The organism is Kitasatospora sp. NPDC059146, assembly GCF_042786665.1.
Classification (GTDB): domain Bacteria; phylum Actinomycetota; class Actinomycetes; order Streptomycetales; family Streptomycetaceae; genus Kitasatospora.
Genome location: NZ_JBHZCY010000090.1, coordinates 1 through 25,594, shown reverse-complemented (window position 1 = coordinate 25,594; position 25,594 = coordinate 1). Strand labels below are relative to the sequence as shown.

Sequence of the window (25,594 nt, the reverse complement as noted above, 5' to 3'; positions counted from 1 at the left end):
CTGGAGGTCGAGTCTTGGCAATGTCATGGTAAAGCAATGACAAAGACTCGCCGGGGACGGTGATGGTTCCCCGGCCGGCCCGGAGGTGCGGACCGGCCGGGGCACGAGCCGGGGAACGGGCCGGGGAACCGACCAGGGGCGGGGCCTGGGGGCGGGCCGGCTCAGAGGTCGTAGCGCTCGACGATCCCGGCGTGCCGGCCGAGGTCCGCCCCGGCCGCGTCGGCCAGGTCGAGCCAGGCCAGCGGGTGGGCCCAGCCGGCGGTGAGCTCGTGCAGCAGCGCGTCGGCCGCCTGCGCCGAGGCGGTCGGCGGGACGCCGAGCGCGGCGTACACGCCGGGCAGCGAGCCGTCGTCCTCCGTCGGGTCGGTGATCCGGTACTGCTCCCCGCTGTACGCCCAGACCGCGTAGCCGGCCGCCCGCAGGTCGTCCCGGAAGCCGGACCAGGCCTCGTCGCCGGGCCAGGCGCCGTCGATCCAGTACGTGGTGAAGCCCGCCGGGTCGAGCAGGGTCAGCAGGGCGAAGACCGGGCGCCAGTTCGCCCGCTCCGGTTCCGGGGCGTCCTCGGCCGGCGGGGCCTCCAGCAGGGCCGGGGCGAAGACCACCACGTCGCCGTGGTTGAGGGTGAGGTCGTCGCCGAGCACCGGCAGGATCCGGGCGGTCGCCGGGCCGGTGCGGACGGCGGGCAGGTCGGCCGTCGAACCGTTGGTGCGGGTGGCGCGGACGGTGACCAGCTGCCACTCCTCGTCCACCGGGCCCTCGGGCTCGTCGAACTCGATGCCGATCCGGGCACCGGTGGAGCGGACCACGGCCCAGTCCCGGTTGGCGGTGGCGGCGGTGACCAGGTGCCAGAGGTCGGGCTCCTGGACCGTCCGGTGGAGCTGCTCCTCCCCCGCCTCCTCGGCGGACAGGGCGTGCTCCAGCAGTTCCTGGTAGAGGCGCTGGGCGGTGGCGTGGTCGCCCAGTTCGGTGGCGGCGGCCGCGGCCAGCCGGCGGGTGTTGATCCGGTTCGCCTCCAGCGCCAGGATCGCCCCGCACTGCTCCAGCACCTCGGCCCAGCGGCCCTCGGCGGCGGCCCAGCGGGCGCGGATCCAGTGCGCGTCGGCCGGGGCGGTCGCGGCCAGCCGGTCGGCGAGCCGGCGGATCCCCTCGGCGTCCCCGGCCTCGATCAGCAGCTGGCCGAGCGTGCCGACCAGGTGCTCACTGCCCGGGTCGACGTCCAGCCGCTGCCACAGCAGGTCGGCGGCGGCCCGGGCGTGGCCCAGCCCGCCGAGCACGGTGGCCAGCGGCACGGCCAGCCCGGTGGCGCCGGCGGGCTCGCCCCGGTACCGCTCCAGGGCGACGGCGAGCAGGTCGGCACCGGGTTCGACCGGCACCTCGGCCTCGGCCAGGTACGCCGCCAGCTCGCCGGGCGGGACGGGCAGCTCGGGCACCGGCAGCGCCTCGGCGGCCGCGCGCAGGGCCGCCACCTCCCCGGCCACGCCCTCGGTGCGGCGCAGCCGGGCCAGCTTGCGCTCCCCGGTGGCCGCGAGCGTCAGCGCCACCGTGCGGGCGCCGCGGGCGAGGGCCAGCCGGCCCGCCGCCAGCAGCAGGTCCACGCAGGGGCGGTGCGAGCCGGTGGTGTCCAGGTAGCCGACCCAGCCGGCCAGCACGGCGCCCAGCTCGGCGTCGTTCTCCCAGGCCCCGGCCGCGACCAGCAGCTCGACCGTCCGGGTCCAGGTCTCGCGCAGGTCGGCGTGCCGCTCGGCCTCGGCCCGGGCGGGCAGCAGGGCGAGCGCCTCCGGTGTGCGCCCGAGCGAGGCGAGCGCGCGGGCCCGCAGCAGGTCGCCCCAGCGCCGGTCGCTCTCGTCGAGCTCCTCGCCCCTGGCCCTGGCGGTCCGGTCGGTGGTGTCCAGCAGGGTGAGCACCTCCTCGTGCCGGCCCAGCAGGTGCAGGGTGCCGGCCCGGGCTCGGTGGAAGCGCAGCGAGACCTGCTGGCCGGCCGCCTGCATCCGGGCGGAGGCGGTGTCCAGGTGGGCGAGCGCGTCGGCGGCCCGGCCGTCGTCCTCCAGGGCGTCGGAGTACTCGCGGGAGAGGCAGTCGAAGCAGGCCCGGCCGGGCTCGATCCGCTCCAGTGTCTCGCCGACCACCTCCAGGCGCTCGGCCACGTACCCGGGGCCGTCGACCCGGGCGTGGCAGATCGCGAAGTCCTGCACCACGCAGACGGACTGCGGGCAGCCGGCCGTCTCCTCCCGGTGGGCGAACTCCAGCAGGTCGACCGCCTCGGGCATCACCGACTCGCCCTGCTGGCGCTTGTTCAGCAGGTTCTGCATCCGCCAGTGCCGCAGGTAGACCTCGACCCAGGGCAGGCCGAGGGCCCGGGCGGAGGCGACCGCCTCCGGGAAGACCGCGTCGAGCTGCTCGTTGCGGCCCTCGGTGGCGTGTTCGGGCAGCTCGTACATGGCGTCGGCGAGCCGTGCGTGGCCGGCCTCGCGCAGTTGCTGGTGGGTGTCGCGCACCCAGGCCCAGATGTCGGTGGTCATGGCTGTTCCCCCTGCGTGGTGCTGGTGTGTGGTCTGGCGTGGGCCGCTGTCGGGGCGCCCGGCGGGGCGGCGGCCGGTCTGCCCGCGGGTCTGCCAGTCGGGGCGTCCGGCTGGGCGTCGGCCGGGGAGTCGGCCGTCACGCCTCGCCCCGGAGCGCGCCGGGGCTGTCCGGGACGTCCGGCAGGCCGGGCGGGACGGCGGCGGTGAGGGCGGAGACGGCGGTGCCGATGCCGGCCAGCGCGGCGCCGAGGTCCCCCTCGGCGGGGCCGGTGGAGGCCGCCGCCATGATCACCTTGAGCGAGCGGAGCAGCCCGGCCGCGGTGGCGCTGCCGGTGTGGCCGGTGCGGTAGGCGGCGAGCAGGTCCCGCACGGCCGGGCAGTCCAGGTTGAGGTAGAGCCGGGCCTTGACCGCGCCGTCGGTGCGGGCGGTGAACGCCCGGGCCAGCCGCAGCGCGGCGGACGGGATCCGGGCGTCGGCCTGGTCGTCCTCGATCCGGGCCTTCAACTCGGCCTCCCGGTCGGGCACCAGGACCAGCGGCAGGCCGGGCGGGTCGAAGCGGGCCGGGACGAGCTGCTCCCCCTGGTCGGCGAGGGCGCCGGCGAGCCAGGCCGCGTCCTCGGGCGGCAGCGGCCGCTCCGGGTCGCGGAACAGTTCCCGGTTGCCCTGTTCGCTGCCCAGCTCGACCAGCCGGCAGCCGCGCAACTGGGCGTAGCGGCGCAGGAACGGCAGTACGGCGTAGCGGTCGCCGCGGGCGATCGGGACGCGCATCGCCCGGTACAGCATCTCCTCGAAGCCGCCGCCGCTGCCGAGCGCGACGTGCACCGCGCCCCCGCCGGCCGCCCGCAGGCCGCCCGCGGTGAGGTCGCCCTGCGAGGTGGGCACCGGGACGTCGTCGGCGAGCAGGGTGAACAGCCGGTCGTCGCAGAGCGCGGCGCCGAGCAGCTCCTGGCCGTGCCGGGTGAGGATCCGGCGCCAGACGGCGGGCCTCAGCCGGGCCGTCTCGTACAGGCCGTCCACGACGGCGTCGGCGAGGGCCCGTTGCAGCGCGCGGTAGTGCTCGTCGCGCTGGAGGTCCTCGCGGCTGGCGGTGGGGGTGAGCCGGCTGGACTCGATCACGCCGCCGATGAAACCGGCCCAGCCGGGCAGCAGGTCGCGGGCGTCCTCGGCGAGCAGCATGCCGCGCAGGTAGACGGCGAGGTCGCGGTTGTCGCTGCTGCCGTAGGAACCGCCGTCCTGGACCCAGAGCAGGCCGACCGCGTCGGTGGCGCCGCCTGACGGGCCGTCGGTGGCGCTGCCGGCCGGGCCGTCGGTGGCGCCGTCCGACGGGCCGTCGCCGGGGCCGTCGCCCTGGACGGGCAGCACGGGGAAGGCGGTGAGCGGCTCGAAGCGGCGGCCGAAGGCGGTGGCGAAGCGCATCCGGGCGGCGTGCTGGTCGCCGTCTACCCGCTGGCGCCAGGGCACCTGGACGGCGTTGACGGGCCGTTCGTCGTCGCCGACGTAGACCGGTACGGGCAGCAGGACGCAGTAGCGGCCGAGGACTTCGCGCAGGGCGTGCTCGTCGGCGAGGTGCGCGTGCTCGGCCTTGAGCGCCAGTTCGACGACGGTGCCGGGCTCCGGGCGGGCGGGGGCCGGGTCGACCTGGTACTGCTCGCCGCCGCGGCTGCGGTAGCGGTGGCCGAGGCGCGGTTCGCGGTGCGAGGTGGTGGTGACGGTCACCTCGTCGGCGACCGAGAAGGCGGAGAGGAAGCCCAGGCCGAAGGCGCCGATCAGCTCCTGGTTCCCGGTCAGTTCGCGCAGCATCCGGGTGTAGCCGGTGCCGACGGTGGCGAGGTAGGCGTGGATCTCCGGTTCGGTGAGGCCGGCCCCGGTGTCCTCGATGGCGACGGTCCGCCGCGCGGCGTCGGCACGTACCCGGATCCGCGGCCGGTGCTCGCCGTCCGGGTCCTCCAGGAGCCGGCGGGTGTGCGAGTCGTGGGCGTTCTGGACCAGTTCGCGCAGGGCGACCAGGGGCGTGGAGTAGAGGTGGGTGGCGAGGACGTTCACCAGGCCACCGAGGTCGACCTCGGTGGTGCGCACGCCGTCGGCCGGAGTGGGCTCGGCGGGGGTGGGCTCGGTCGGGGTGGGCTCGGTCGGGGCACCTTCAGACATGGGTCCTCAGTGTGCCAGTGCGACAATCCGTCGACCATTTCTTTCTATACATCAGGCGGAATGACGGATTCTGGTCAACTCGGAATTGACCGCTCCCCCACCATCGAGGGAAATGCCACCCGTTTGGTGGAGTTCGTCCACGTCACTGGTGAATGCTGAACGTGCGACGTCAGGCAACGGCGCTACGGAGCGGCCACTCCGGATCGCGCCACATTCGCACTTCCAGCTCAGGGAGACCAGCGTGTCCCGTATTCGCGCAGCCGCCGCCGTCACCGCCCTCGGGGCCTTCCTCCTCGTCGGCGTCGGGGCCGCCACCGCCCACGCCGACAACGGCGCCGGCGCGATCGACCACTCCAACAGCAGCGTCGTGAGCAACGTCGGCTCCGGCAACGTCATCGGCACCGTCAACGGCAACGTGGTCAACACCCAGCAGACCGCCACCGGCTCGGGGGCGAGCAACCAGAACAACGGCCTCGCCGTGGCGGGCAACAGCGGGAACGTCGGAGCCCTCCAGGGCAACGGCAACTTCGACGCCCGGGTCTACTACCCGCACGTCCTCTACTAGCCGGGCCCGACCGGGTCCGCGCCCGGTCGCACCGCACGGGGCCGCGGGCCTACGGGGTTCGCGCCTCGGATTGGGCGTGTGCGTGGGGGCGGCGCCCCCGGGGGGCGCCCCCCCGGCCCGCTCCGTCTCCCGGGTGCGCCTGGGTGCTCCTACGAAGTCTCGACTCCGAGCACCGCCCGGCCGATCCGCCGCAGGCAGTCGCCGAGGTCGGGCCGGGCACTGTACGGGCGGTTCCGCACCCCGTCGTTGACCAGCGAGAACAGCGCGTGCACCCGGATCCGGGCGGTCACCGCGTCGTACTCCGGGCGCACCTGCCGGAGCAGCCCCACCCAGGTGCGCAGGAAGTCCCGCCGGAAGTCCACCGCGGCCCGGCGGTCCGGCGGGGCCAGCCGCTCGGTCTCGCTCAACATCGCCCCCAGGTAGTCGCCGTTGCGCAGCGCGAAGTCGACGTACGCGCCCAGCCCGGCCGCCAGCGCCTCCGCCGGCCCGGCGGCCGTCGAGATCGCGCCGTCCACCTCGTGCCAGAGCCGCTCCCGGCTGCGCACCAGGGAGGCGGCGAGCAGCTGGGCCTTGCTGTCGAAGTGCCGGTACACGCTCGGGCCGGAGATGCCGACGGCGGCGCCGAGTTGATCGGTGCTGACGTTGTCGAAGCCGCGCTGGTGGAACAGCCGGACGGCGGCGGCGAGCAGTTCCTCGCGGCGGGCCTGCGGCCTCGGCTGCTCCGGTGGCTGCGCCTGGGTCCGCTCCTGTGCCCGCTCCTGGGTCCGCCCCTGGGTCCGCTGCGACGCGGGGGCGGTGTCGTCGGCGCTCTCGGCGGTGCCGTCCAGGGGGACCGCGAGGACGGCCGCGACCAGTTCGCGCAGCAGCGCCTCGGCCCGGCGGGGCTGCGGGGCGGCCGACTGGTAGGACAGCCCGGCGCAGCCGGAGAGCGCCGACCAGCAGAGCAACTCGGCATCCGGGGCGGAGAGTTCCGGCCGCTCGGCGCGCAGTACGGCGGCCATCAGGGCGACGTCCGCGCGGAGTTCGCGGCGCAGTCCGGCCCGGCGGGCCGGCGGCAGCAGTCGGGCGTCGCGCTGCACCAGGGTGCCGAGCGGGCGGTGGCCGACCGCCACCGCGGCCAGCGCGGCGCCGAGTTCGGTGGTGCTGCCGGCCGCGCGCAGGCCGTCGGCGAGCGCGTCCAGGCCCAACCGGACGGCGCGGTCCAGCAGTTCGGGCTTGCCGCGGAAGTGCCGGTAGAGGGCGGGCGCGGTGATGCCCACCCCGGCCGCGACCTCGGACATCGAGACCTGGTGGTAGCCGCTGCGGTGGAAGCGGTCGGCGGCCACGGCGAGGATCTGGGCGCGTCGGCCGGGCGGCCTCCGGACCACCATCGCGCACCTCCCCGCATCCGTCCCGAGCTCCGCCCGAAGGCTAGCAAGGATTCACTTGGCAGCCGCGTCGAGCAGCGTTCCCGGGCCCGCCCCGGGCCCGCCGACGCTGGACAGTCGAGGCTACCCGGGATTAACTTGTCGGGCCACCACCTGGTACGTTCCGCCTCCGCCGGCCCTCCGGCCGGCACCGTCGAAGGGAGCGCCGCCGTGCGCCGCACCGTGTTCAACGAGGACCACGAGGCCTTCCGGGAGACCATCCGGGACTTCATCGCCAACGAGGTCGTCCCGGTCTACGAGAGCTGGGAGGCCGACGGCCACCCGCCCCGCGACTTCTACCGCCAGCTCGGCGAACTCGGCGTCTACGGCATCGAGGTGCCGGAGGAGTACGGCGGCGCGGGCGAGAGCGGCTTCAAGTACCAGGCGGTGATCGCCGAGGAGACCGCCCGCGCGGGGGTGAGCTTCGGCTCCTCCGGCGTGCACACCGGACTGGTGCTGCCGTACCTGCTGGAGTACGCGAACGAGGAGCAGAAGCGGCGCTGGCTGCCCGGCTTCGTCTCCGGCGACATCATGACCGCGATCGCGATGACCGAACCGGGCGCCGGCTCCGACCTCGCGGGCATCACCACCACCGCCCGGCTCTCCGAGGACGGCACCCACTACGTCCTGAACGGCGCCAAGACCTTCATCACCGGCGGCGTGCTGGCCGACCTGGTCCTGGTGGTCGCCCGCACCGCCGCGTACGACCCGGAGGACCGCCGGGCGGGGCTCTCCATCCTGTGCGTGGACACCACCTCGCCGGGCTACTCGGTCGGGCGCAAGCTGCAGAAGATCGGCCTGCGCACCTCGGACACCGCCGAGTTGGCGTTCGTCGACGTCAAGGTGCCGGTGGAGGACCTGCTCGGCGAGGAGGGCAGGGCCTTCTCGTACCTGACCCACAACCTGGTGCAGGAGCGGCTGGCGATCGCGGTCGGCGCGTACGCGGCGGCCGCGGCGGCGGTGCGGTTCGCGGTGCAGTACGTCAAGGACCGCAAGGTGTTCGGCAAGGCGGTGGCCGAGTTCCAGAACACCAAGTTCACCCTGGCCGACTGCCAGGCCCAGGTGCTGGCGCAGCAGTCGATGGTGGACCAGGCCCTGGAGCTCTACCAGAACGGCGAGTTGAGCGTCGCGGACGCGGCCGCCGTGAAGCTGTTCTGCACCGAGTCGGCCTCCACCGTGATCGACAAGTGCCTCCAGCTGCACGGCGGTTACGGCTACATCCTGGAGTACCCGATCGCCCGGCTCTACACCGACAACCGGGTCTTCCGGATCTACGGCGGCACCAGCGAGGTCATGCGCAGCATCATCGCCAAGTCGCTCGGGCTGTAGCGGCGCCCCAGCCCCCGGAACCGCGGCGGGCCGCACCCCCATGGCGGCCCGCCGTGTCGTACGTGCGCACGTCCGTACGCGCGTACGTTGCGCGTCCGCCCCTGCACCCGTGCTCAGTTGGGCGAGCCGTGCTCCGCGCGCCAGGCCTCCCAGCCGGCCGAGGAAGCCACCTTCGCCTCGTGCAGGGCCCGTTGGGCGAGCGTGCCCGGCGGCGTCTCCATGCTGCGCACCCAGTCGCGGCCCGCGGTGAACAGCGCCGCGCACACCAGTGCCGCCCCGGCCGCGCCGAGCACCGAGCCGATGCCGGTCAGCACCACGCCACCGGCCAGCAGCGAGCGGTTGACCTGGAGTCCGTTCAAGATCCTCTGGTTGGTCGCCATGCCTCCACGATGCGGGCAGTCGGCGGGGCCTGCACCTCGGGCGGCCCGCTCCGGACCCCTCCCGGGTGCGCCCCGGCGGTGCGTCCGCCAGCCTGGGCACACGGCCTGGGCACCCGGCAGAGGAGGAGGCGGCGCGATGCCCGATCTCGAACGGCTCGCCGTGGAGCACGCCGCCCGGGCGGCCGAGGGTCCGCACGGGCGCAGCGCCCATCTGGTGCTGCACGACGGGGTGCTGCGGCAGACCGTGATCGCCCTGACCGCGGGCACCTCGCTGGACGAGCACACCCCGCCCACCGCGGGGAGCGTCCAGGTGCTGCGCGGCCGGGTCTCGTTGACCATCGCCGGGCGGCGGGTGGAGCTGGCCGCGGGCGAGTTGGAGCCCGTGCCGCAGGAGCGGCACGGGCTGGTGGCCCACGTCGACTCGGTGGTGCTGCTGACCGCCGTCACCGCGTAGCGGGTGTCGGGGGGTAGCGGGTGTCGGGGCCTGGCGGGTGCCAGGGCCCGGCGAGCGTCAGGGCGTAACGCGCGTCAGGGCGTGGCGCCCGCCCCCAGCACGGTGCCGCTGACCAGCCGGAGCCCGCGCAGGAACTCCTGGCCGGTCGGCGCCAGGTCGGGCGCGGCGAGCCACTGGGCGACGTAGCCGGCCAGCAGGATCTGGTAGAAGGTGCCGCGGGCGAGCTCCTCCTCGTTGTCCGGCACCTCGGGCAGCCCCTGGAACACGGCGGCGAGCCCGAGCCGCCCGTCCTTCTGCGCGTCCTCGAAGGCCTTCGCCAGCTCCGGGTTGTGCCCGGCCTGGGCGAGCGCCTCGAACTGCGCGGCCCAGAGCCCCCGGTGCTCGGCGAAGACGTCCCGCAGGCCGTTCCAGGCGGCGGCGAAGCGCGTCTCCGGGTCGTCGGACACCTGGTTGGCGCCGTACACCACCACCCCCAGGGCCTCACCCATCTCGCCGATCGCCTCGATCATCGCGGCGTTGAGCAGCGCGTCCTTCGAGCCGAAGTGGTAGCCGATCGCGGCCAGGCTGACACCCGAGGCGCTCGCGATGTCGCGGGCCGTGGTGCGTCCGTAGCCCTTCTCGTACAGGCAGTGCTTGGCGCCGGCCATCAGGTCTTCGCGGTTTCCCATGCCCCGATCCTACGGAACATCTGCACGGATGTCTTGCACGAACGTCTTGGACGTTCGAGTTACACATCTGTACTAGACAAGCGTCTGAAACGTCCGTACCGTCTTCCCCATGACCGCAACCACCGGCCGCGCAGGCCGTCGCGAATGGACCGGCCTGGCCGTCCTCCTGCTCCCGACCCTGGTCCTCTCCATGGACATGGGCGTGCTGTTCTTCGCCGTCCCGTACATCTCCACCGAGCTGGCCCCCAGCGGCACCCAGCAGCTGTGGATCATGGACATGTACTCGTTCCTGCTGGCCGGACTGCTCATCACGATGGGCGCGCTGGGCGACCGGATCGGCCGCCGCCGGCTGCTGATGATCGGTGCTGCGGGCTTCACCGTCGCCTCGCTGCTGGCCGCCCGGTCCGGCAGCGCCGAACAGCTGATCGCCGCCCGCGCCCTGCTCGGCGTCGCCGGGGCCACCGTGATGCCCTCGACCCTGGCGCTGATCCGCAACATGTTCCACGACCCCAAGCAGCGGCAGGTCGCCCTCGGCGCCTGGGGCGGCGCCCTCACCGCCGGGGCCACCCTCGGCCCGGTCGCCGGCGGGCTGCTGCTCGACCACTACTGGTGGGGCTCGGCCTTCCTGGTCGCCGTCCCGGTGATGGTCCTGGTGCTGCTGACCGCGCCCGTCCTGCTGCCCGAGTACCGCACCACCGCCCGCACCGGCCGCTTCGACGTGGCCGGCGCCGTGCTCTCGCTCGCCGCGATCCTGCCCCTGGTCTACGGCGTCAAGACCCTCGCCGTGGACGGCTGGAGCCCGCCCCCCGCCCTCGCCGCCGCGGCCGGGCTGCTGATCGCCGTCGCCTTCGTGCAGCGCCAGCGCACCGCCGCGAACCCGCTGATCGACCTGAGCCTGTTCCGGATCCGCACGTTCAGCGGCGCCATCAGCGTCAACACCCTGGCCATGTTCGCGATGATGGGCTTCGCCCTCTTCACCTCCCAGTACCTCCAGCTGGTCAAGGGCATGAGCCCGTTCACCGCCTCGCTCTGGTCGCTGGTGCCGAGCGTCGGCGTCGGCGCGGCGATCGGGATCGGCTCGGCCCTGGCCGGCAAGGTCCGCCCGGCGGCCCTGATGGGCGGCGGCTTCGTGGTCGGCGCCGGCGGCTTCGCGACGATGACCCAGGTCGGCCCGCACTCCCCGCTGGCACTCATCCTCACCGCGGCGGGCGTGCTGGCCGCGGGCACCGTCGGCACCATGACGATGACCGCCGAGATGGTCGTCTCCGCCACCCCGGTCGAGCAGGCCGGAGCCGCCTCCGCCACCTCCGAGACCGCCGTCGAACTCGGCAGCTCGCTCGGTATCGCCCTGCTGGGCGCGGCGGGCGCCGCGGTCTACCGCCACCAGCTGGACGGCGCCCTCCCGGCGGGCGTCGACGGCACCGCCGCCGCCACCGCGCAGGACACCCTCGGCGGCGCGGTCTCCGTCGCGGCCCACCTGCCCGGCCGGCTCGGCCCGGACCTGCTGGAGACCGCCCGCGGCGCCTTCACGGACGGCCTGCACGTCGCCGCCGTCGTCGGCCTGGTCTTCGCCCTCGGCGCCGCCGTCCTGGCCCACCGCCTCCTGCGCCACCTGCCCGCCGCCACCCCCGCCCCGGTCCCGGCCCCGGCCCCGGAGCAGCCCGTCGCAGCCTGACCCACCGCACGGCCACCGTCCACGCGAGTCATCGAGAGCCCCCGCCCACCCGGACGGGGGCTCTCCGCCGTCCTCCCCCGAGCCCCAGCACGCGCACGAGAAGTCGGCCCGGCCGACTTCCTGCGCACCGCCCGGCGCCGGGATTCCCCCCGACCCAGCCGACTCGCCACACAACCAACGAGCACTGCCGCACCCCCCGGCGGCCGTCTGCGCTGACACAAGAAGTCGACCCCGTCGACCTCCCGTGCACCACCTGCCTCCAGGAATCCCCCGGGACGAGCCGAACCCCGACCCCGCTGATTCATCGCACAGCCAACGAGCACTGCCGCACCCCCGGCGACCCCGTCGGCGCCGACACAAGAAGTCGGCCCCACCGACTTCCCGTGCAGGGAGAACCGGCAAGGGCAGAGGTGCAGCAAGGAGTCGGAGCACGGCGGTCGGAAGCGCGCACGAGAAGTCGAACCGGCCGACTTCCGGCGCAGGGAGGACTGGCGAGGGCGGTGCTGCGGGGGCTTGGCGACTGGGCACGCGCGAAACGTCGGCCCTGCCGACTTCCCGTGCGTCGCCTGCGGTGGGGAGGGGTTGGCGGGTTCGCGGGGGCGGGGCGGAGGGTGTGGGTGGTCCGGTTTCTCGTGCTGGGGGGTGAGAAGGGGCAGGGCCGTGTCAGGGTGAGGGGCATGGGGACTGGACACGGGCGGGTGCGCGGAAGTTACGACGTGGTGGCGGAGGAGTACCTGGGGCGGATCGGGGGCGAGTTGGCGCACAAGGTGGTGGACCGGGCGCTGCTGGGGGCCGTCGTGGAGGAGGCGGCCGGCGGGGTGGTGGCGGACCTGGGGTGCGGGCCGGGGCACGTGGCGGGGTGGCTGACCGGCCAGGGCGCGCGGGTGGTCGGGATCGACCTGTCGCCGCGGATGGTCGAGCTGGCCGCGCGCGAGCACCCGCGGGCCGAGTTCCGCACCGGGGACCTGCTGGCGCTGCCCGCCGCCGACGGCGAGTTCGCGGCGGCCGTGGCCCTGTACTCGGTGATCCACCTGGAGCCGGACGAGCTGCTGCCCGCCTTCGCCGAGATGCTGCGGGTGCTGCGGCCCGGCGGGCTGCTGCTGGTCTCCTTCCACCTGGGCGAGGAGGTGCGGCACCTGGCGGAGTGGTGGGGCCACGACGTCGACGTGGACTTCCACTTCCTGCGGACCGACACCGTCGCCGCCCGCCTCGCCGAGGCCGGGTTCGGCGTCGAGGCCCGGCTGGAGCGGGACGGCCTGCCCGAGGAGGCCGACACCCGGCGCGGCTACCTCCTGGCGCGGCGGCCCCGGCGGCCCCGGTGACCGCGGTGACCGCAGCGATCGCGGAGACCGTCCACCCCGGGGTGGACCCGGCGGCATCCACCCCCGGGTGCGTGTCCCGGCGGCGCGGCCGGGGGACCGTGGAGGGGTAGTCCGCGACCGTCAGGAGCTCCCCATGTCCCTGCCGTCCCTCCTCTCCCTGCTCGGCGTCCTCTGCTGGGTCGGCTACGAGCTGCTGCTGCGCCGCCGCGAGGACAGCGCGGCCGGCAGCTGGCGCGCCGACGACCGCGACCGCGGTTCGACCCGGCTGCTGCTCACCTGCTACGTCGCGTCCGTCCTGGTGGTGGTGCTGTTCGAACGCGCCGGCGTCGGCATGCTGCCCGCCGGGCCGCGCTGGGCCGGGGTCGCGCTGGTCGTCGCCGGGCTGGCCCTGCGCGGCTGGGGCATGCGCACCCTGGGCCGCTACTACACCCGCACCCTGCGGACGGTGGACACCCAGCAGGTGGTCCGCAGCGGCCCGTACCGGCTGATCCGCCACCCGGGTTACGCGGGCAGCCTGCTGGTCTGGTGCGGCTACGCGCTCGGCACCGGCAGCTGGGCGGCGGCACTGCTGGTCACCGTTCTGCTGCTCGGCGCGTACGGCTGGCGGATCGCCGCCGAGGAGCGGCTGCTGCTCGGCGCGTTCGGCCCGGCGTACGCCGACTACCAGCGGGTTTCCAAGCGGCTGGTGCCATTCGTCTACTGATGGCCCGGCGGCGCCGCCATCGGTGATCCGTTCGGACGGCACCTGGTTTTCGGCCAGCGTTTCCCGTCCGGTGTATCCGTTCGGCCTGGGGGCCAGGCATACTGGCCAGCAGGGCCTAGCGCCCTCCGTGACTCTAGACAAGAAGGGACCGGTGGCCAGGGATGCTGCGGAACGGTCTTGAGCCCTGGCACATCTTGGTGGTGCTGGCGGTCGTAGTCCTGCTGTTCGGATCGAAGAAGCTGCCGGAGATGGCCCGTGGCCTCGGCAAGTCGATGCGCATCCTGAAGGCGGAGACCAAGGCGATGCGCGAGGACGGCGGCGAGCAGGCGGACGCCGGCACCGCGCAGAGCACGGCCGCCCCCCAGCAGGCCGCCGACCGCCCGGCCGTCACGCCGACCAACGTGACGAAGAGTGCCGAGGCGAAGCGCCCCGAGACGACCGCCTGAGTCGTCGTACGAGGTTCTGGTCGAGCCCCCCGGTGGATTTCCACCGGGGGCTCGACGCTTTCCCGGGCCGCCTCGCCCCGGCCGGAGTAGCCGGGCGGGCGGGGCGGGTCCGGGTGGACCAGGCTGGGCGGGATGTCCGAGATCCCTCCTCTCCCGTCGGCCGACCTCCGGGCCGTGGCGTGGCTGCTGGGCGCGTTCACGCTGCTGATGGTCGGGTACTTCACGCTGCCGTTGGAGTGGTTCGGCGACCGGCGGCCGCTCCTGAGCTGGACGGTCTTCGTGGCGGCACTGGGCGGGTTGAGCTGGCTGATGCTGGCGAAGATCGTCGGGGTGCTCAAGGGGACGGCGAAGCAGCCGGTGGCCTGGCTGGCCTTCCTCATCTTCCTGGCGATGGTCATCTTCTCGGCGACGTACTACGCGCTGGGCGCGCACAAGGCCGAGTTCGCGGGGCTGGAGACGCGGCTGGACGCGCTGTACTTCACGGTCGTGACGATGGCGACGGTGGGGTACGGCGACATCACCCCGGCGGGGCAGACGGCGCGGCTCGTGGTGGTGCTGCAGATCGGGTACAACTTCGTGTTCCTCGCGGCGGCGGCCGGGACGGCGTCGCGGACGATCCGCGGGAACATGGAACGCCGGATCCGGCGCCGCGGGTGAGGACCGCTGCCGTCCCGCCGGCCCGTCAGTCGCCCTCGTCCGGCTCCGGCGGGGTCGCGCGGAGAGCGGTGACGACCCCCAGGGCGACGGTCGCGAGCGCGAGTGCGAGGAGGGCGGCGAAGGCCGCGGCGATCAGGAATCGCACGGGGCGCCCCACTGTCGTTCGGCTTCGAGGAGGAGGGACAGGAGGTTCAGCAGCGTCGACGCGGGCGCCGTGTTGAAGCAGACCAGGACGCGCCCGTCGAGGGTCCGGTCGGTGTCGACGGAGGGGAAGAGCAGGCCGAACTTACGTCCGCGCTGGAGGAGTTCGGCGAGGAGCGTACGGATGTGCTCGTCGGTGCAGGCCCGGACCCGGGGATCGGTCGGCAGCAGCGGGCGGCGGGGGAGGGACATCAGGCGGCACCCAGGTCGCACTCGAACCAGATGACCTTGCCGCGTTCCTGCGGGTCGACGCCCCACCGGTGGGTGAGACCGGCGACCAGCTGGAGGCCCCGGCCGGACTCGGCGAGGAGGTCGAGGGGCTGCGGGACGGGAAGCTGCGGGCTCTCGTCGGCGACGGAGACCCGGAGGGTGTTGTGGAGGAAGAGGATCTCGGTGACCGGCGCGGGGGTGCCACCGTGCAGCCAGGCGTTCGCGAGGAGCTCACCGAGGGCGAGTTCGGCCTCGAAGGTGGCGGAGGGGTGCCAGCCCGCGCGGACCATCGCGTTGCGGAGGGACTGGCGGGAGAGGGCGAGGGAGGGCGTGTTGAGGTGACGCATGGGAGAACTCCCGGGCGTGTGTGGGGTGGAGAACCGGCGGATACGTCGCCGTGAACCAGGCCGTGGAAGAAGGCACGACTGCTCTGCGGTGCTTACCAGCAAGCATTACTGACGATCCGTCGGATCGATGTGACATCGACCATAGCGCACGAGCTACTTAAGTTTAGGTAGTTTGCTCAGAATTCCCTCTTCAGAGGGACAGATGGCCCCACCACCCGGGCGCGCGTCACACTGGGTCCACATGATGCAGAGAGGACCCCATGCCTGGCCGTCAGAACCCAACCTTTCGCCAGCGCCGTCTGGGCGCCGAACTCCGGAAGATGCGAGAGCGAGCCGGCCTCGGAGGAAGCCAGCTTGCCCGCGCGCTCGGAGTTAGCGCTGCACAGGTGACGCAGATGGAGAGCGGCAAGACGAGCGTCAGCATGGACCGGCTCCGAACCATCGCCGCGGCCTGCAACTGCGGCAGCCAGCCGTTGATCAGCTCCCTCGGCAGCATCAGCACACGCAAGAAGGGCTGGTGGGAGAAGTACCGCCATCGACTCCCAGACACCTTGCTCGAATCCGCCGAACACGAGGACTTCGCCACCGGCACGATCCGGCACTGGGCGTCCGCAATCATCCCGGGGCTTCTGCAGACCGAGGAGTATGCGCGAGGAGTCTTCAACCGTCACCTCTCTCCAGTTCCGGCTGACGAGCTGGATCTACGAACCAGCTTCCGTATGGAGCGAAGGGCCAAGTTCCTGGAAGACCCGAGGAAGAAGCTTGAGATCTACATCCACGAGTCCAGCCTGGTCACCCGCTACGGAGGCACCGCTGTTCTGCGGAGCCAGCTTCACTCCCTGATCGATGACGCCGCCGGAGAGGCTGTCTGCATCCGAGTCGTCCCCTTCGCCGCCCACACCTACCCGGGCTCGATCGAGAACTTCGCCTACTCGTACGGGGAGGTTCCCGAGCTCGACACGGTCGAGATGGAGGCATCAACCGGCCCCATCTTCTACGACTCCCTGAACGAGCTCGAGTCCTACCGAAGAGTCCTCGATCGGATCGAGAAGTCATCCCTCGACGCCGATGAATCCCGAGACCTGATCCATCACACGGCCAAGACCCTGAAAGGCTGAAATGCCCCAGAATCAATGGCAGAAGTCGTCCTACAGCAGCTCCGGCGACAACTGTGTGGAGGTCCGCAGGGCCGACAAGCTGATCGAACTCCGCGAGTCCGACGAAGGCGAAACCATCCTCCGCACCAACCTCGCAGCCTTCACCGCCCTCCTCGACGGCCTCAAGGCCGGCGAGTTCGACCACCACGCCTAACCCCAGCGGCCCCTCACGCTCGTTCGCGGATGCTGTTGGCGACTGTGGACTGTTTCGCCCCGCTGGACTCATCCAGCGGGGCGAACTACTGCCAGGTGTGGGTTCTGATTTCGAGCCCGGGGTGTCTCGGCGAGCCAGATGTCGATGTGGCCAGGTAGATCACCGTGCCGAGGAGCTGATGCCGAAGGCTCACCCGAGCCTGTGCTCGGGGCCTCGACCGGATGCAGTCGGAGCGCTGCGAACAAGGCGTGCAGTGGCCGGATGAGATCAGTCGCACTCGCCAGCAGCATCCCTGGATGAATGAGGGCTCGAACACACGGCCTCCGTTCGGCGAGTGTGGTCAACTATCCCCACCTGCTGCCTTCCTGGGATGTGATTGCTGATGAGCGCTCAGGCCGATGAGCTCGAGCCGTGGAAGGTCCACGGCGACCGCTTGGTCTATGACAACCCATGGGTGCAGCTGGCCCTCGTGGACGTTGAACCTCCTGGTGTGGCGCGCTTCGAGCATCACGTGGTGCGCTTGAAGCGCGTGGCCATAGCCGCGGTGCTGGATGATGACGGCGACCGCGTGTTGATGCTGTGGCGGTACCGCTTCGTGCCGCAGTCCTGGGGCTGGGAGCTGCCCGGTGGCATCGTCGATCCCGGAGAGGATGGCTTGCGGGCTGCCCTGCGCGAAGTCGAGGAGGAGACCGGCTGGCGGCCTGAGCACCTCGACCACGTGGTCACCTTTCAGCCGATGGTCGGCATGGTGGACTCGCCGCACGAGGTGTTCGTCGGCCATGGGGCGACCCTCGCGGGCGAGCCGGAGGCCGGCGAGGAGGCCGGTCGCGTCGCGTGGGTGCCGATGTCCGAGGTGCCTGTGCTCATGGCGGAGGGGAAGCTCACGGGTTCGGGCACTCTGGTGGCGCTCCTGCACATCCTGGCCTCCCGCAAACAGTGATGCCCGGGGAGGCCCCCATCCCATCACGATGCTCCGAGCTTCTCGACCAGTTGATTGGCTCGGGCGCGTTGGCGGGCCGATCCGGTGCGATTGGCCAGCAGGCGTGCCTGCCGTAAGTGGTGTGCGGCCTCGTCCAGTTCTTCTCGGGCGAGGTGGGCCTGGGCGAGATCGCAGTGCAGGCCGGCGGTCGCCCTGGTGAAGGTGGCGTCCATGGTGGCGAGGGCGTCGTACAGGTCACTCATCGCGGCGTCGTCCCCAAGACGGGCGAGGACGTTGCCTCGCCACCGGGCCAGGTGGCTGTCGTTGAGGAAGATGCTCAACATGTCGGGGTCGCGGTCCGAAGTTCCAGCGGGGAGAGTGGCCGCTGCCGAGTCCAAGGACCGCCGACAGGCTTCCGTCTGGCCGGCCTGAGCCAGGAGTTCGGCTTCGGCCGCGTGCAGCCATGCGGCCAGCCGAGGGGAGGCCTCGGTGCCGACGGAGCGGTGTGCTTCCTGGATGAGCTGTACGGCGAGATCGTTCTTCCCGGCGGCCGACAGCACGTATGCCTGTTCGGCCATGGCGTGCGCGAGGTACATCGGCTCCTTCGCTTCGGCTGCGGCCCTCTTGCCCAGTTCGTAGTGACGCCAGGCTCGTTCACTGGCACCGACGTCGAGCGCCTGCCACGCCGCCAGGGTGGCTGTCCCGGCGAGTGCTCGGGCGATGGGTTCCCTGGTGGCGGGCAATACGGCGAAGGTCAGCGATTCTTCCAGGGCCGTCAGGTGTGCCTGCATCTGGTCGACCAGCGCAGCAGCGCCCATCTGGCGGTCCACTGTACGCAGGAGCTCGGTCTGAGCCATGAAGGTGTCCACCATGCCAAGGCTGAGGCTGTGGGCCGCATCGATGCGGCTGACCAGTTCGTCGTACCCGGCAACGGTCAGCGCTCGGCCATCTGACGCACGGCCGTCGAGAAGCTCCCGGTCGGTGAGCCCGAGCAACCCGCGCAGCACCGCAGCGTACAGGGGACCAATCGGTCGACGGCCGTTCTCCCACTCCGAGACGTAGACGCGCAGGCTCGCTGTCGAGGCGATGTCGAGGAGATGCCTGCGGGCATGCCGCTCCATCTCGTGGACAAGCCGCTCCTGTGACCAACCCCGCTCCTTGCGAGCCTGCCGCAACTGAGCTGACATCTCTCGGCCTCATCCCGTGATCGTGCCAACCGATGCGTCCTGACTGCGGCGCCGCAGGTCGGAGACGGTTAACTCGCCGAGGTTAAGGGCGATCGGCTACCGGACCGGCACGCAGTCAACTTCCATTGTTCTCACACCAATCACCGAGTCGGCTGCCGATCCGAGATTTCGATCGATCGGAGCTTGATCTCCCCAGCTGCTCGGCTGCCCGAGGCTCAGGGCGCGCTTCAGCTCAGACCTCCGCCTGGAGCTGGGCGGAGCCGAGAAGAGAGGAGCACCACATGGACGACACCACGAACGACCCGCTGAGGAAGACGAGTGGGCTGCTGGTCGCGGTCGAGGAACTGGCCGCTGTCCAGGACAGGTACGACAGCCTCCGCTCCGACAACGCCGGATCGTCCGGCGACGCGCCGTGGCCCGGTGGTGACGGCAACCTGACCGACGTCGGATAGGGCGCCGGTCATCCCCAGGGGTGGGAACTCGTGCACGGCGCGAGTTCCCACCCCGCTCCAGCACACTCCTGAGGAGGTAGCAGTGGAACACCGACTGGTCAGCGCCATCGAGACGGCTCTCGGATGGCAGAGTTCGGAGCCGATCGGTACCGGCTTCATGCTCGGGCGGATCGAGGACGACGCGCTCCTGTCGCGCATCCTCACCCCGGACAAGCTGCTCGACATCGCCATGCGGCGCAGCTTGAACCGGCCGCAGTTCCGGGCCTTCCAGATGGGCGAGGAAGTCCACCCGGCCGTGTACTTCACCGACACCGTCAGCCCGCGCGGACAGTCCGTCCCGATGACCAACATGCATCGCCTCGGGGACCTGCTCCGGCAGGGTGCGACGCTCATCATGGACCAGGTCAACGTCTTCGATCCCACCATGGAAGTCGCCTGCCGCGCCTTGCAGTGGTGGGCGCACGAGCGCGTACAGGTGAACGCGTACCTCACCACCAACGATGCCGCGGGGTTCCCGCTGCACTGGGATGACCACGATGTGATCATCGTTCAGCTTTCGGGAGAAAAGGACTGGGAGGTTCGAGCCACCTCCCGCGCCGTGCCCATGTACCGGGACGCTGACCCCAACAGCACGCCCAGTGACACCGTGATCTTCAACGGCGCACTCCAGGCCGGTGACGTCATGCACATTCCGCGCGGCCACTGGCATCAAGCCACCCGCACCGGAAGCGGCGCCGGTCACAGCCTCCACGTCACGTTCGGCGTCACCAGGCGCACCGGCGCCTCCTGGATGGCCTGGCTGGGCGACTGGTGCCGAGAGCAGGAGGTCTTCCGCCACGACCTCGACCACAGGGGTACCGGCAGTTCCGCCCTGGTCGAAGCCGCCACCCGCCTTGTCGGCCGGCACGGCCCGGAGGACTTCCTCACGGCCTACGGACTCCAGACCGCTCCCGGGCGCCACGTGCCCTTCCTCGGCATTTCCGGCCCGCCTCGCACCGTGGTGTGCACCACCCACTTCCCACCCCGGATCAAGGAGAACGGTGACACCGTGGATGTCACGGCGGCCGGGAAGAAGCTCACCGTCGCCGCCAAGGCCGTCCCCTCCCTGCGGCTGCTGCTCAGCGGCCGACCGGTCCCGCTCGAACGGGCAGCGGCGACCGCTGGGGACGAGATCCACGAGGTCGCCGCGATCCTGATCAAGGAGGAGCTGTGCGCACCGCTGACCGACGAACTGTCCTCGGGCTACACCGGTCTCGTCACCGACGCGACCTCCTGAGCGACGCTCTGGACCTCGGTGTCACTGCGATCGACACCGCCTCGAACTACCTCGGCCATCACTCTCACCGCACCCTCGCAACGGTCGCCGGTGACCTGCTCCCGAAGTTCTCGATCTCCACCAAAGTCGGCTACTTCGAAGACGGCCACAGCCTCCTCCCGGAACGACTCCGGCACGCTGTCGAGAAGACGGCCAAGGATCTCGGCCACGAGCCGGGCACGATCCTCCTGCACAACCCGGAACACTCCGCCCCGGACGCCGAGACCTTGACGCACGCGTGTGCCGCCCTGGTCGACGCGACAGCGGCGGGGCTGTGCGAGCACTGGGGGATCTCCACGTGGGACCCACGCCCGCTGGTCGGCCTCGACGCACCGCGACCGGACGTCCTGATGGTTCGCTCCGGCCTCCTGGTCAGCAACAGAGTCCTCGACGCCGCTGAGGCACTGGTGACCTGGTGGCGGCCGGCCGCGGTGTGGGGCATGAGCCCGTTCGGAGGCAGCGCGACCGCCCCCGTATGGGCAAGGGTGGAGCCGAGGACATTCCTGCGGGTACCGGCTGCCACGACGGTGCAGGCAGCATTCCGGGTCGCCTTCGCGCTCCCCAGGGTGGACGCGGTGGCAGTGAGCACCGACGACACCGGGCACCTTCGAGAGCTGCTCGGCGGCCTGGCGTACGAAATCGACACTGAGGTGCTCCGGTCGTACCGGCAGCTCCTGCGTCAGTCCACGTGAAGCTCCTTCACCACCTGCTCCGCCAAAACGCGGGCACCCTCAAGGCGCGGGTCCTCGGGATGTGCGTACGGCCCGAGGATCTTCGCCGCGACGAACAAGGTCATCAGCTTGCCGTCCCTGCTCGCGAAGTCGCGGCTCCGCTCACCGCGGACGCGATCGGCCAGCGCCGGTACCGCCAGCGATGCCGCCCACAGCGTGGCAGCGTCCAGACCGCGCGGGGCCATGCCCCAGTCCTCCCAGTCGAAGACGCAGAACTCGGGCGCGGTCACATTCGCCCAGTTCAGATCCGCATGCGCCGGACACCACTCACTCACCGTGGTGTCGATGCCCGGGAACACCTGGCAGATCGTCCGAGTCACCAGCTCCTGGGTGATCGTCTCCGTGTCCGGAGTGGCGATCCGATTCGTCCGCTGACCGGCGAGCGCATCGAGAGAGGCATTCAGCTCCGACCACCATCGGGGCGGCAGCCCGGGGTCCTCGGCCACAACTGCGGATCCTGCTGGGGCAGACGGCAGCAGTTCGGTCTCATCAGCCCGCCACATCACCGGCTCGGCCTCGTCCCGCCAGGCGAAGCCCGCGAGCCACGCGGGCTTCGCGATCCCGCGCAAGGCCTCAGCGGAGGGAGTGCCGTCCCCGCCCTGGATGCCGATCCGGTCGAGCCCCCGCCGCTCGATGCGTACCCACGTGCCGCGCTCCGTGCCTGCTCCCACGGATCGGCGTTTGCGGACCACCGTCTTCCTGTCGAGCCTCGTCACCAAGGCAGCCTCGACACGTCCCAGCACCTCGTCCACCGGCACCCGGCGCAGATCCGTCATAGGACAACGGTAACGATGCACAGGGGAGTTGGGAGTCGCTCCGAACGCGACGACATGCACGCGCGGGCGGCCGACCAGCGGGAGGCGGCCGGGCTGGCGGTGGCGGTCGGGAGTCCGATCCTGGCTCTCGTCCACCGGTGGTCGGACGACGACGGGTTGATCGAGTACACGGAGTCGTGCCTGCCCGCCCGGTTCACCATCGGGTACGAGTACACGCCGTAGGGGATGGCCCACAGGGTTGTCCACAGGCTGTGGACAACCCTGTGGTCAACCGTGGGCGGTGTCGATGACGCAGAAGCGGTTGCCCTCGGGATCGGCGAGGACGACGAAGTCCGGGTCGTCGGGGTAGAGGTCCCAGTCGACCTCCTGGGCGCCGAGGGCGATCAGGCGGCGGACCTCGGCGGCCTGGGCGGCGGCGCCGTCCGCGTAGAGGTCGAGGTGGACGCGGGGGTGAACCTGGACGGGGGACTCGGAGATCCCCAGGGCGAGTTGGACGCCGGTGCCGCCGTCGGCGGGGAGCAGCACCGTCCAGTCGTCCTCGACCAGGCCGTCCCTCGGGACGTAATCGAGCGCGGCCGTCCAGAAGGCGACCGCGCGGGGCATGTCGGCGACACCGAGGACGAGGGATCCGATCGTCAGCACCGCGCCATTATGACGCGGCCTCAGCCTTGCTCCGGCGCGCGTAGGCCCGGGCCGCGCGGACGCGGTCGCCGCAGCGGGTCGAGCACCAGTGGCGGGCGGCGTGGGTGCGGACCAGGAAGCGGATGCAGGGGCTCGCGGCGCAGGCGGCGAGGCGGTCGGCGTCCGGGCCGGTGAGCAGGTCCGCCGCGTCGGCGGCGATGACGGCCATGGCGTGCACGGCGACCTGGTCGGCCGGATGGGCCGGCGCGCGGTACGGGCCGTCCGGCTCGTCCCAGCGCAGCAGGGCGGCGGCGGAGGTGGCGGTGAGCGCGGCGTTGAGCGCGTCCACGGCCTCGGCCGGCGGCACCGCGCCGTCGACCCGGGCGGCGAGCAACACCCTGAGCCGGGACCGGAGTTCGCGCAGCCGTCCGGTGCAGTACTCGTAGACCTCCGCCCCTTCGGGGGCGAGGCCCCGTTCGACCAGCCAGCGGGTGGCGTCGGCGGGGGTGGCCAGGAGGTCGAGGCGGCCGGTGGTGAGCGCGAGGTCGCTGTTGGCGAAGTCGAGGGCGACATGCTGCTCCGAACCCGGTGCGGGCGGCGGGGCGGTGAGGGTGGCATTCACGGTTCTCATGGTAAACCTTGCGCTCTTCCGTGATGGAGGGTTAGGTTTCATCACGTCAAACGATGACTTTCTCCGTGAGGTGAACCAGCATGTCGAACATCCGCGTCTTCGGCGGCCCGACCGCCCTCATCGAATTCGGCGGCCTCCGCTTCCTCACCGACCCGACCTTCGACGAGCCCGGCGACTACCCGCGCGGCGGCGGCCGCGCCCTCACCAAGACCGCTCCCTCCCCCATCACCCCCGCCGACCTCGGCCCGGTCGACGCCGTCCTGCTCTCCCACGACGAGCACCCGGACAACCTGGACACCTCGGGCCGCGCCCTGCTGCCGACCGTCCCGCTCGTCCTCACCACCACCAGCGGCGCCGAGCGGCTCGGCGGCACCGCGCGCGGGCTCGCCCCCTGGGAGTCCGTGGAACTGGCCCGCCCGGACGGCGGCAGCGTCACCGTCACCGCCACACCCGCGCTGCACGGGCCCGAAGGCGCCGAGGCGGTGCTCGGCCAGGTGATCGGGTTCGTGCTGACCGCGCCCGACCTGCCGAGCGTCTACGTCAGCGGCGACAACGCCTCGCTGCCGCTGGTCGAGGAGATCGCCGAGCGGTTCGGCCCGGTGGACACCGCCGTCCTGTTCGCCGGCGCCGCCCGCCCCGGCCCCTTCGACGGCGCGCTGCTCACCCTGGACAGCGCCCAGGCCGCCGAGGCCGCCGCCCTGCTGGGCGCGCGGCGCGTGGTGCCGGCGCACTTCGACAGCTGGGCGCACTTCACCGAGGGCCGTACGGCGCTGGAGGCGGCCTTCGCGGCGGCCGGGCTGAGCGACCGGCTGCAGTTCGCCTGACCGGGGCGGAGTGCCTCAGTCGTCCTGGAAGTTGCCCGCCGACGTGTGGAGGGTCGCGTACAGCGCGGACAGACGGGCGTTCCAGTTGGCGTAGGTGGGGCCGTCGATCGCGTGCTTCTTGCCCAGGTCCTTGATCGTCTTCTGGGCGGCCCGGAGCTCCTGGGCGGCGTCGTCGGGGTTGCCCTCGTTCAGCCGGGAGGCGGTCTCGTCGAGGATCTGCAGCAGCTCCGTCTGCTTGTCGCGCTCCTTGCCGACCTGCGCCTGCGCCACGGCCTGCCGGAAGGACTGGAGTTGGAGCTCCGCGGGCTGGTTGCGCGGGACGGACTGGGTGGGCAGGGGGGCGGTCGGCGTGGCGGCCGGGGTGGTGGGGGCGGCGGCAGCGGAGGGCGGGGCCGTCGTCGGCGTGGTGGCCACGGACTTGGTCGCCGCCGGGGGCTTGGCGGCGGCGTTGCCGGCCGGCTCGTCGGCGGCGGTCAGCACCACGGCGATGACCCCGGCGAGGCCGGCTATGCCCAGCGCTCCGAGGACCAGGGGCTTGTTGCGCCGGCTCACCGTGGGGGCGGGCATGGGGAGCCGTCCGGCCGGGTGCGCCGCGGGCGGCATCGCCGGGAGCGGCGCCATCACCGAGGTCGCGGCCGGGACGGGGTGGTGCGGGACGCCGTGCGGGGTCTGGGGCGGGAGCAGGGTGGTGTGCTGCTGGTTCGGGTGCACCGGCGCCATCGGCCCCATCGGCCCCGTCGGTGCCATCGGTGCCATCGACCCCGTCGGCCCCACCGGCGGCAGCAGCTGCGTGGGAGCGGCGGTCGCGAGCAGCTCCGCGGTCGGATCGCCGACGGCCAGGCCCGGTACGGTGCCGAGGAGTTCGGCCCGCGCCGCGGCGGCGTCGGCCGGGCGGTGGGCCGGGTCCTTGGCCAGCAGGCGCAGCGCCACCGCGTCCAGGGCCGGCGGCAGGCCCGGGCGGCGCGCGGACGGGGGCAGGGGCTGCTCGCTGACGTGCTTGAAGGCGATCGCCACCGGGGTCTCGGCGGTGAACGGCGTCGCGCCGGTGAGCATCTCGGTCAGCACGCAGCCGACCGCGTACAGGTCGGTGCGGCCGTCCAGGGCGGAGGCGGTGGCCTGCTCGGGCGAGAGGTAGGCGGCCGTACCGAGCACGCTCGCGGTCTGGGTCAGGTTGCTGGACGAACCGGCCCGGGCGATGCCGAAGTCCACCACCTTCACGCCGCCGTCGTCGGTGATCATGATGTTGCCGGGCTTGATGTCCCGGTGCACCAGGCCCGCCGCGTGCGCGACCGACAGCGCTTCGCAGACCGCCGCCGCGATGCCGACCGCGCGCTCCACCGGCAACTGCGGCTGCTGGACCAGGACGGCAGCGAGCGAACGGCCGTTCACCAGCTCCATGACGATGAACGGGGTGCCCTCGTCCACGCCCGAGTCGAAGACCATGACGATCCTCGGGTGCACCAGCATCGCGGCGTGCTGCGCCTCGCGGCTGAAACGCTCGGCGAAACGGGGGTCGTCGGCGAGGCCGCCGTTGAGGACCTTGACGGCCACCTGGCGGCCCAGGACCCGGTCGAGGCCGCGCCAGACCGTGGCCATGCCTCCGACGCCGAGTATCTCGACGAGTTCGTAACGCCCGTTCAGCGCGCGTCCGATCACCTGGGACTCCCCTCACGTGCGGCCTCCGGGGTCCCGAGCGGCCTCGTGCACCTGTGCACGATAGCCGCCCCGGGCCCGGGACCTGAGGGGGTGGCGGCCGGGGGACCGGGCAGCGGCCCCCCGACCGCCGGTCGGGGGGT

Annotated in this window: 28 protein-coding genes; 16 read left to right on the top strand and 12 right to left on the bottom strand. The window is 72.4% G+C overall.

Annotated features, from left to right (window positions below; genetic code table 11):
- Window positions 1–161: 161 nt before the first annotated feature.
- Window positions 162–2,519 (bottom strand): hypothetical protein, encoded by a 2,358-nt coding sequence (locus tag ACFXPX_RS30435; protein WP_375887399.1) that lies wholly within the window; start codon window positions 2,517–2,519, stop codon window positions 162–164.
- A gap of 136 nt (window positions 2,520–2,655) precedes the next feature.
- Entirely contained in the window at window positions 2,656–4,668 is a 2,013-nt protein-coding gene (locus ACFXPX_RS30430; protein ID WP_380644116.1) for an ATP-binding protein, read from the bottom strand.
- Between the two features lie 241 nt (window positions 4,669–4,909).
- On the opposite strand from ACFXPX_RS30430, the gene ACFXPX_RS30425 reads away from it, so the two are divergent.
- Window positions 4,910–5,233, top strand: coding sequence for a hypothetical protein (locus ACFXPX_RS30425; RefSeq protein ID WP_375887404.1), 324 nt, complete (start codon window positions 4,910–4,912; stop codon window positions 5,231–5,233).
- 149 nt (window positions 5,234–5,382) lie between these two features.
- Here ACFXPX_RS30425 and ACFXPX_RS30420 read toward each other — a convergent pair whose 3' ends face one another.
- Window positions 5,383–6,603: a TetR/AcrR family transcriptional regulator gene (locus tag ACFXPX_RS30420; protein ID WP_380644115.1), complete on the bottom strand. Its 1,221-nt coding sequence runs from the start codon at window positions 6,601–6,603 to the stop codon at window positions 5,383–5,385.
- A gap of 207 nt (window positions 6,604–6,810) precedes the next feature.
- Between ACFXPX_RS30420 and ACFXPX_RS30415 the strand changes: the two genes are divergently transcribed.
- Window positions 6,811–7,968, top strand: a complete 1,158-nt coding sequence (locus ACFXPX_RS30415; RefSeq protein ID WP_380527320.1) for an acyl-CoA dehydrogenase family protein — start codon at window positions 6,811–6,813, stop codon at window positions 7,966–7,968.
- Between the two features lie 113 nt (window positions 7,969–8,081).
- On the opposite strand, the gene ACFXPX_RS30410 is transcribed toward ACFXPX_RS30415, so the two are convergent.
- Window positions 8,082–8,348 (bottom strand): hypothetical protein, encoded by a 267-nt coding sequence (locus tag ACFXPX_RS30410; protein ID WP_375887413.1) that lies wholly within the window; start codon window positions 8,346–8,348, stop codon window positions 8,082–8,084.
- A 136-nt stretch (window positions 8,349–8,484) separates the two neighbouring features.
- Here ACFXPX_RS30410 and ACFXPX_RS30405 point away from each other — a divergent pair, with 136 nt between their 5' ends.
- On the top strand, window positions 8,485–8,802 hold the full coding sequence (locus tag ACFXPX_RS30405) for a cupin (protein ID WP_375887415.1): 318 nt from the start codon (window positions 8,485–8,487) through the stop codon (window positions 8,800–8,802).
- A 74-nt stretch (window positions 8,803–8,876) separates the two neighbouring features.
- Here ACFXPX_RS30405 and ACFXPX_RS30400 read toward each other — a convergent pair whose 3' ends face one another.
- Window positions 8,877–9,470, bottom strand: coding sequence for a TetR/AcrR family transcriptional regulator (locus ACFXPX_RS30400; protein ID WP_375887418.1), 594 nt, complete (start codon window positions 9,468–9,470; stop codon window positions 8,877–8,879).
- Window positions 9,471–9,579: 109 nt separating this feature from the next.
- On the opposite strand from ACFXPX_RS30400, the gene ACFXPX_RS30395 reads away from it, so the two are divergent.
- From ACFXPX_RS30395 to ACFXPX_RS30375, 5 genes are all read left to right on the top strand, one after another.
- Window positions 9,580–11,145, top strand: a complete 1,566-nt coding sequence (locus ACFXPX_RS30395; protein ID WP_380644114.1) for an MFS transporter — start codon at window positions 9,580–9,582, stop codon at window positions 11,143–11,145.
- 677 nt (window positions 11,146–11,822) lie between these two features.
- Window positions 11,823–12,467 carry a class I SAM-dependent methyltransferase gene (locus tag ACFXPX_RS30390; protein WP_380527314.1) on the top strand — a complete coding sequence of 215 codons (645 nt, stop codon included), beginning with the start codon at window positions 11,823–11,825 and terminating at the stop codon, window positions 12,465–12,467.
- 133 nt (window positions 12,468–12,600) lie between these two features.
- Window positions 12,601–13,170, top strand: coding sequence for a methyltransferase family protein (locus ACFXPX_RS30385; RefSeq protein WP_380527312.1), 570 nt, complete (start codon window positions 12,601–12,603; stop codon window positions 13,168–13,170).
- Between the two features lie 161 nt (window positions 13,171–13,331).
- On the top strand, window positions 13,332–13,616 hold the full coding sequence (gene tatA, locus ACFXPX_RS30380; RefSeq protein WP_360226432.1) for a Sec-independent protein translocase subunit TatA: 285 nt from the start codon (window positions 13,332–13,334) through the stop codon (window positions 13,614–13,616).
- Between the two features lie 132 nt (window positions 13,617–13,748).
- Entirely contained in the window at window positions 13,749–14,273 is a 525-nt protein-coding gene (locus tag ACFXPX_RS30375; RefSeq protein WP_375887429.1) for an ion channel, read from the top strand.
- Window positions 14,274–14,405: 132 nt separating this feature from the next.
- On the opposite strand, the gene ACFXPX_RS30370 is transcribed toward ACFXPX_RS30375, so the two are convergent.
- Together ACFXPX_RS30370 and ACFXPX_RS30365 are read right to left on the bottom strand one after the other, a co-directional pair.
- Entirely contained in the window at window positions 14,406–14,666 is a 261-nt protein-coding gene (locus tag ACFXPX_RS30370) for a hypothetical protein (RefSeq protein ID WP_375887431.1), read from the bottom strand.
- Complete coding sequence (locus ACFXPX_RS30365; protein WP_380527307.1) at window positions 14,666–15,031, bottom strand: ATP-binding protein; 366 nt, start codon at window positions 15,029–15,031, stop codon at window positions 14,666–14,668. The genes ACFXPX_RS30370 and ACFXPX_RS30365 overlap by 1 nt, the downstream gene beginning before the upstream one ends.
- Before the next feature lie 260 nt (window positions 15,032–15,291).
- Here ACFXPX_RS30365 and ACFXPX_RS30360 point away from each other — a divergent pair, with 260 nt between their 5' ends.
- The 3 genes from ACFXPX_RS30360 (at window position 15,292) to ACFXPX_RS30350 (ending at window position 17,282) form a co-directional block, all read left to right on the top strand.
- Window positions 15,292–16,149 (top strand): helix-turn-helix domain-containing protein, encoded by an 858-nt coding sequence (locus ACFXPX_RS30360; protein WP_380593523.1) that lies wholly within the window; start codon window positions 15,292–15,294, stop codon window positions 16,147–16,149.
- 1 nt (window position 16,150) lies between these two features.
- A complete protein-coding gene (locus ACFXPX_RS30355) occupies window positions 16,151–16,342 on the top strand; it encodes a DUF397 domain-containing protein (RefSeq protein WP_380593522.1) in 192 nt (63 codons plus the stop codon).
- A 382-nt stretch (window positions 16,343–16,724) separates the two neighbouring features.
- Window positions 16,725–17,282 (top strand): NUDIX hydrolase, encoded by a 558-nt coding sequence (locus ACFXPX_RS30350; RefSeq protein WP_380527304.1) that lies wholly within the window; start codon window positions 16,725–16,727, stop codon window positions 17,280–17,282.
- A gap of 23 nt (window positions 17,283–17,305) precedes the next feature.
- On the opposite strand, the gene ACFXPX_RS30345 is transcribed toward ACFXPX_RS30350, so the two are convergent.
- Window positions 17,306–18,448 (bottom strand): XRE family transcriptional regulator, encoded by a 1,143-nt coding sequence (locus ACFXPX_RS30345; RefSeq protein WP_380644113.1) that lies wholly within the window; start codon window positions 18,446–18,448, stop codon window positions 17,306–17,308.
- A 281-nt stretch (window positions 18,449–18,729) separates the two neighbouring features.
- Between ACFXPX_RS30345 and ACFXPX_RS30340 the strand changes: the two genes are divergently transcribed.
- The 3 genes from ACFXPX_RS30340 (at window position 18,730) to ACFXPX_RS30330 (ending at window position 20,907) form a co-directional block, all read left to right on the top strand.
- Window positions 18,730–18,900: a hypothetical protein gene (locus ACFXPX_RS30340; protein WP_380527301.1), complete on the top strand. Its 171-nt coding sequence runs from the start codon at window positions 18,730–18,732 to the stop codon at window positions 18,898–18,900.
- An 82-nt stretch (window positions 18,901–18,982) separates the two neighbouring features.
- The gene (locus ACFXPX_RS30335; RefSeq protein WP_380527299.1) at window positions 18,983–20,176 is read left to right on the top strand and encodes a JmjC domain-containing protein; all 1,194 of its coding nucleotides are present in this window, start codon (window positions 18,983–18,985) and stop codon (window positions 20,174–20,176) included.
- Window positions 20,110–20,907 (top strand): aldo/keto reductase, encoded by a 798-nt coding sequence (locus ACFXPX_RS30330; protein WP_380644112.1) that lies wholly within the window; start codon window positions 20,110–20,112, stop codon window positions 20,905–20,907. The genes ACFXPX_RS30335 and ACFXPX_RS30330 overlap by 67 nt, the downstream gene beginning before the upstream one ends.
- On the opposite strand, the gene ACFXPX_RS30325 is transcribed toward ACFXPX_RS30330, so the two are convergent.
- Window positions 20,895–21,722: a hypothetical protein gene (locus ACFXPX_RS30325; RefSeq protein WP_380593521.1), complete on the bottom strand. Its 828-nt coding sequence runs from the start codon at window positions 21,720–21,722 to the stop codon at window positions 20,895–20,897. The two genes, ACFXPX_RS30330 and ACFXPX_RS30325, sit on opposite strands and share 13 nt — an antisense overlap.
- 15 nt (window positions 21,723–21,737) lie before the next feature.
- Here ACFXPX_RS30325 and ACFXPX_RS30320 point away from each other — a divergent pair, with 15 nt between their 5' ends.
- On the top strand, window positions 21,738–21,944 hold the full coding sequence (locus ACFXPX_RS30320) for a UTRA domain-containing protein (protein WP_380593520.1): 207 nt from the start codon (window positions 21,738–21,740) through the stop codon (window positions 21,942–21,944).
- Between the two features lie 45 nt (window positions 21,945–21,989).
- On the opposite strand, the gene ACFXPX_RS30315 is transcribed toward ACFXPX_RS30320, so the two are convergent.
- Both ACFXPX_RS30315 and ACFXPX_RS30310 read right to left on the bottom strand, forming a co-directional pair.
- On the bottom strand, window positions 21,990–22,364 hold the full coding sequence (locus ACFXPX_RS30315) for a VOC family protein (protein ID WP_380644111.1): 375 nt from the start codon (window positions 22,362–22,364) through the stop codon (window positions 21,990–21,992).
- Window positions 22,365–22,371: 7 nt separating this feature from the next.
- Window positions 22,372–22,974, bottom strand: coding sequence for an ABATE domain-containing protein (locus ACFXPX_RS30310; protein ID WP_375887451.1), 603 nt, complete (start codon window positions 22,972–22,974; stop codon window positions 22,372–22,374).
- Window positions 22,975–23,054: 80 nt separating this feature from the next.
- On the opposite strand from ACFXPX_RS30310, the gene ACFXPX_RS30305 reads away from it, so the two are divergent.
- A complete protein-coding gene (locus tag ACFXPX_RS30305) occupies window positions 23,055–23,798 on the top strand; it encodes an MBL fold metallo-hydrolase (protein ID WP_380593518.1) in 744 nt (247 codons plus the stop codon).
- A 15-nt stretch (window positions 23,799–23,813) separates the two neighbouring features.
- Here ACFXPX_RS30305 and ACFXPX_RS30300 read toward each other — a convergent pair whose 3' ends face one another.
- The gene (locus tag ACFXPX_RS30300; RefSeq protein ID WP_380644110.1) at window positions 23,814–25,454 is read right to left on the bottom strand and encodes a protein kinase; all 1,641 of its coding nucleotides are present in this window, start codon (window positions 25,452–25,454) and stop codon (window positions 23,814–23,816) included.
- Window positions 25,455–25,594: the final 140 nt, after the last annotated feature.

Coding starts and splice junctions, on each gene's coding strand:
- ACFXPX_RS30435 (WP_375887399.1), bottom strand. CDS start 2,519: ATGACCACCGACATCTGGGCCTGGGTGCGCGACACCCACCAGCAACTG.
- ACFXPX_RS30430 (WP_380644116.1), bottom strand. CDS start 4,668: ATGTCTGAAGGTGCCCCGACCGAGCCCACCCCGACCGAGCCCACCCCC.
- ACFXPX_RS30420 (WP_380644115.1), bottom strand. CDS start 6,603: ATGGTGGTCCGGAGGCCGCCCGGCCGACGCGCCCAGATCCTCGCCGTG.
- ACFXPX_RS30410 (WP_375887413.1), bottom strand. CDS start 8,348: ATGGCGACCAACCAGAGGATCTTGAACGGACTCCAGGTCAACCGCTCG.
- ACFXPX_RS30405 (WP_375887415.1), top strand. CDS start 8,485: ATGCCCGATCTCGAACGGCTCGCCGTGGAGCACGCCGCCCGGGCGGCC.
- ACFXPX_RS30400 (WP_375887418.1), bottom strand. CDS start 9,470: ATGGGAAACCGCGAAGACCTGATGGCCGGCGCCAAGCACTGCCTGTAC.
- ACFXPX_RS30395 (WP_380644114.1), top strand. CDS start 9,580: ATGACCGCAACCACCGGCCGCGCAGGCCGTCGCGAATGGACCGGCCTG.
- ACFXPX_RS30390 (WP_380527314.1), top strand. CDS start 11,823: ATGGGGACTGGACACGGGCGGGTGCGCGGAAGTTACGACGTGGTGGCG.
- ACFXPX_RS30385 (WP_380527312.1), top strand. CDS start 12,601: ATGTCCCTGCCGTCCCTCCTCTCCCTGCTCGGCGTCCTCTGCTGGGTC.
- tatA (WP_360226432.1), top strand. CDS start 13,332: ATGCTGCGGAACGGTCTTGAGCCCTGGCACATCTTGGTGGTGCTGGCG.
- ACFXPX_RS30375 (WP_375887429.1), top strand. CDS start 13,749: ATGTCCGAGATCCCTCCTCTCCCGTCGGCCGACCTCCGGGCCGTGGCG.
- ACFXPX_RS30370 (WP_375887431.1), bottom strand. CDS start 14,666: ATGTCCCTCCCCCGCCGCCCGCTGCTGCCGACCGATCCCCGGGTCCGG.
- ACFXPX_RS30365 (WP_380527307.1), bottom strand. CDS start 15,031: ATGCGTCACCTCAACACGCCCTCCCTCGCCCTCTCCCGCCAGTCCCTC.
- ACFXPX_RS30360 (WP_380593523.1), top strand. CDS start 15,292: ATGCCTGGCCGTCAGAACCCAACCTTTCGCCAGCGCCGTCTGGGCGCC.
- ACFXPX_RS30355 (WP_380593522.1), top strand. CDS start 16,151: ATGCCCCAGAATCAATGGCAGAAGTCGTCCTACAGCAGCTCCGGCGAC.
- ACFXPX_RS30350 (WP_380527304.1), top strand. CDS start 16,725: ATGAGCGCTCAGGCCGATGAGCTCGAGCCGTGGAAGGTCCACGGCGAC.
- ACFXPX_RS30345 (WP_380644113.1), bottom strand. CDS start 18,448: ATGTCAGCTCAGTTGCGGCAGGCTCGCAAGGAGCGGGGTTGGTCACAG.
- ACFXPX_RS30340 (WP_380527301.1), top strand. CDS start 18,730: ATGGACGACACCACGAACGACCCGCTGAGGAAGACGAGTGGGCTGCTG.
- ACFXPX_RS30325 (WP_380593521.1), bottom strand. CDS start 21,722: ATGACGGATCTGCGCCGGGTGCCGGTGGACGAGGTGCTGGGACGTGTC.
- ACFXPX_RS30320 (WP_380593520.1), top strand. CDS start 21,738: ATGCACAGGGGAGTTGGGAGTCGCTCCGAACGCGACGACATGCACGCG.
- ACFXPX_RS30310 (WP_375887451.1), bottom strand. CDS start 22,974: ATGAGAACCGTGAATGCCACCCTCACCGCCCCGCCGCCCGCACCGGGT.
- ACFXPX_RS30305 (WP_380593518.1), top strand. CDS start 23,055: ATGTCGAACATCCGCGTCTTCGGCGGCCCGACCGCCCTCATCGAATTC.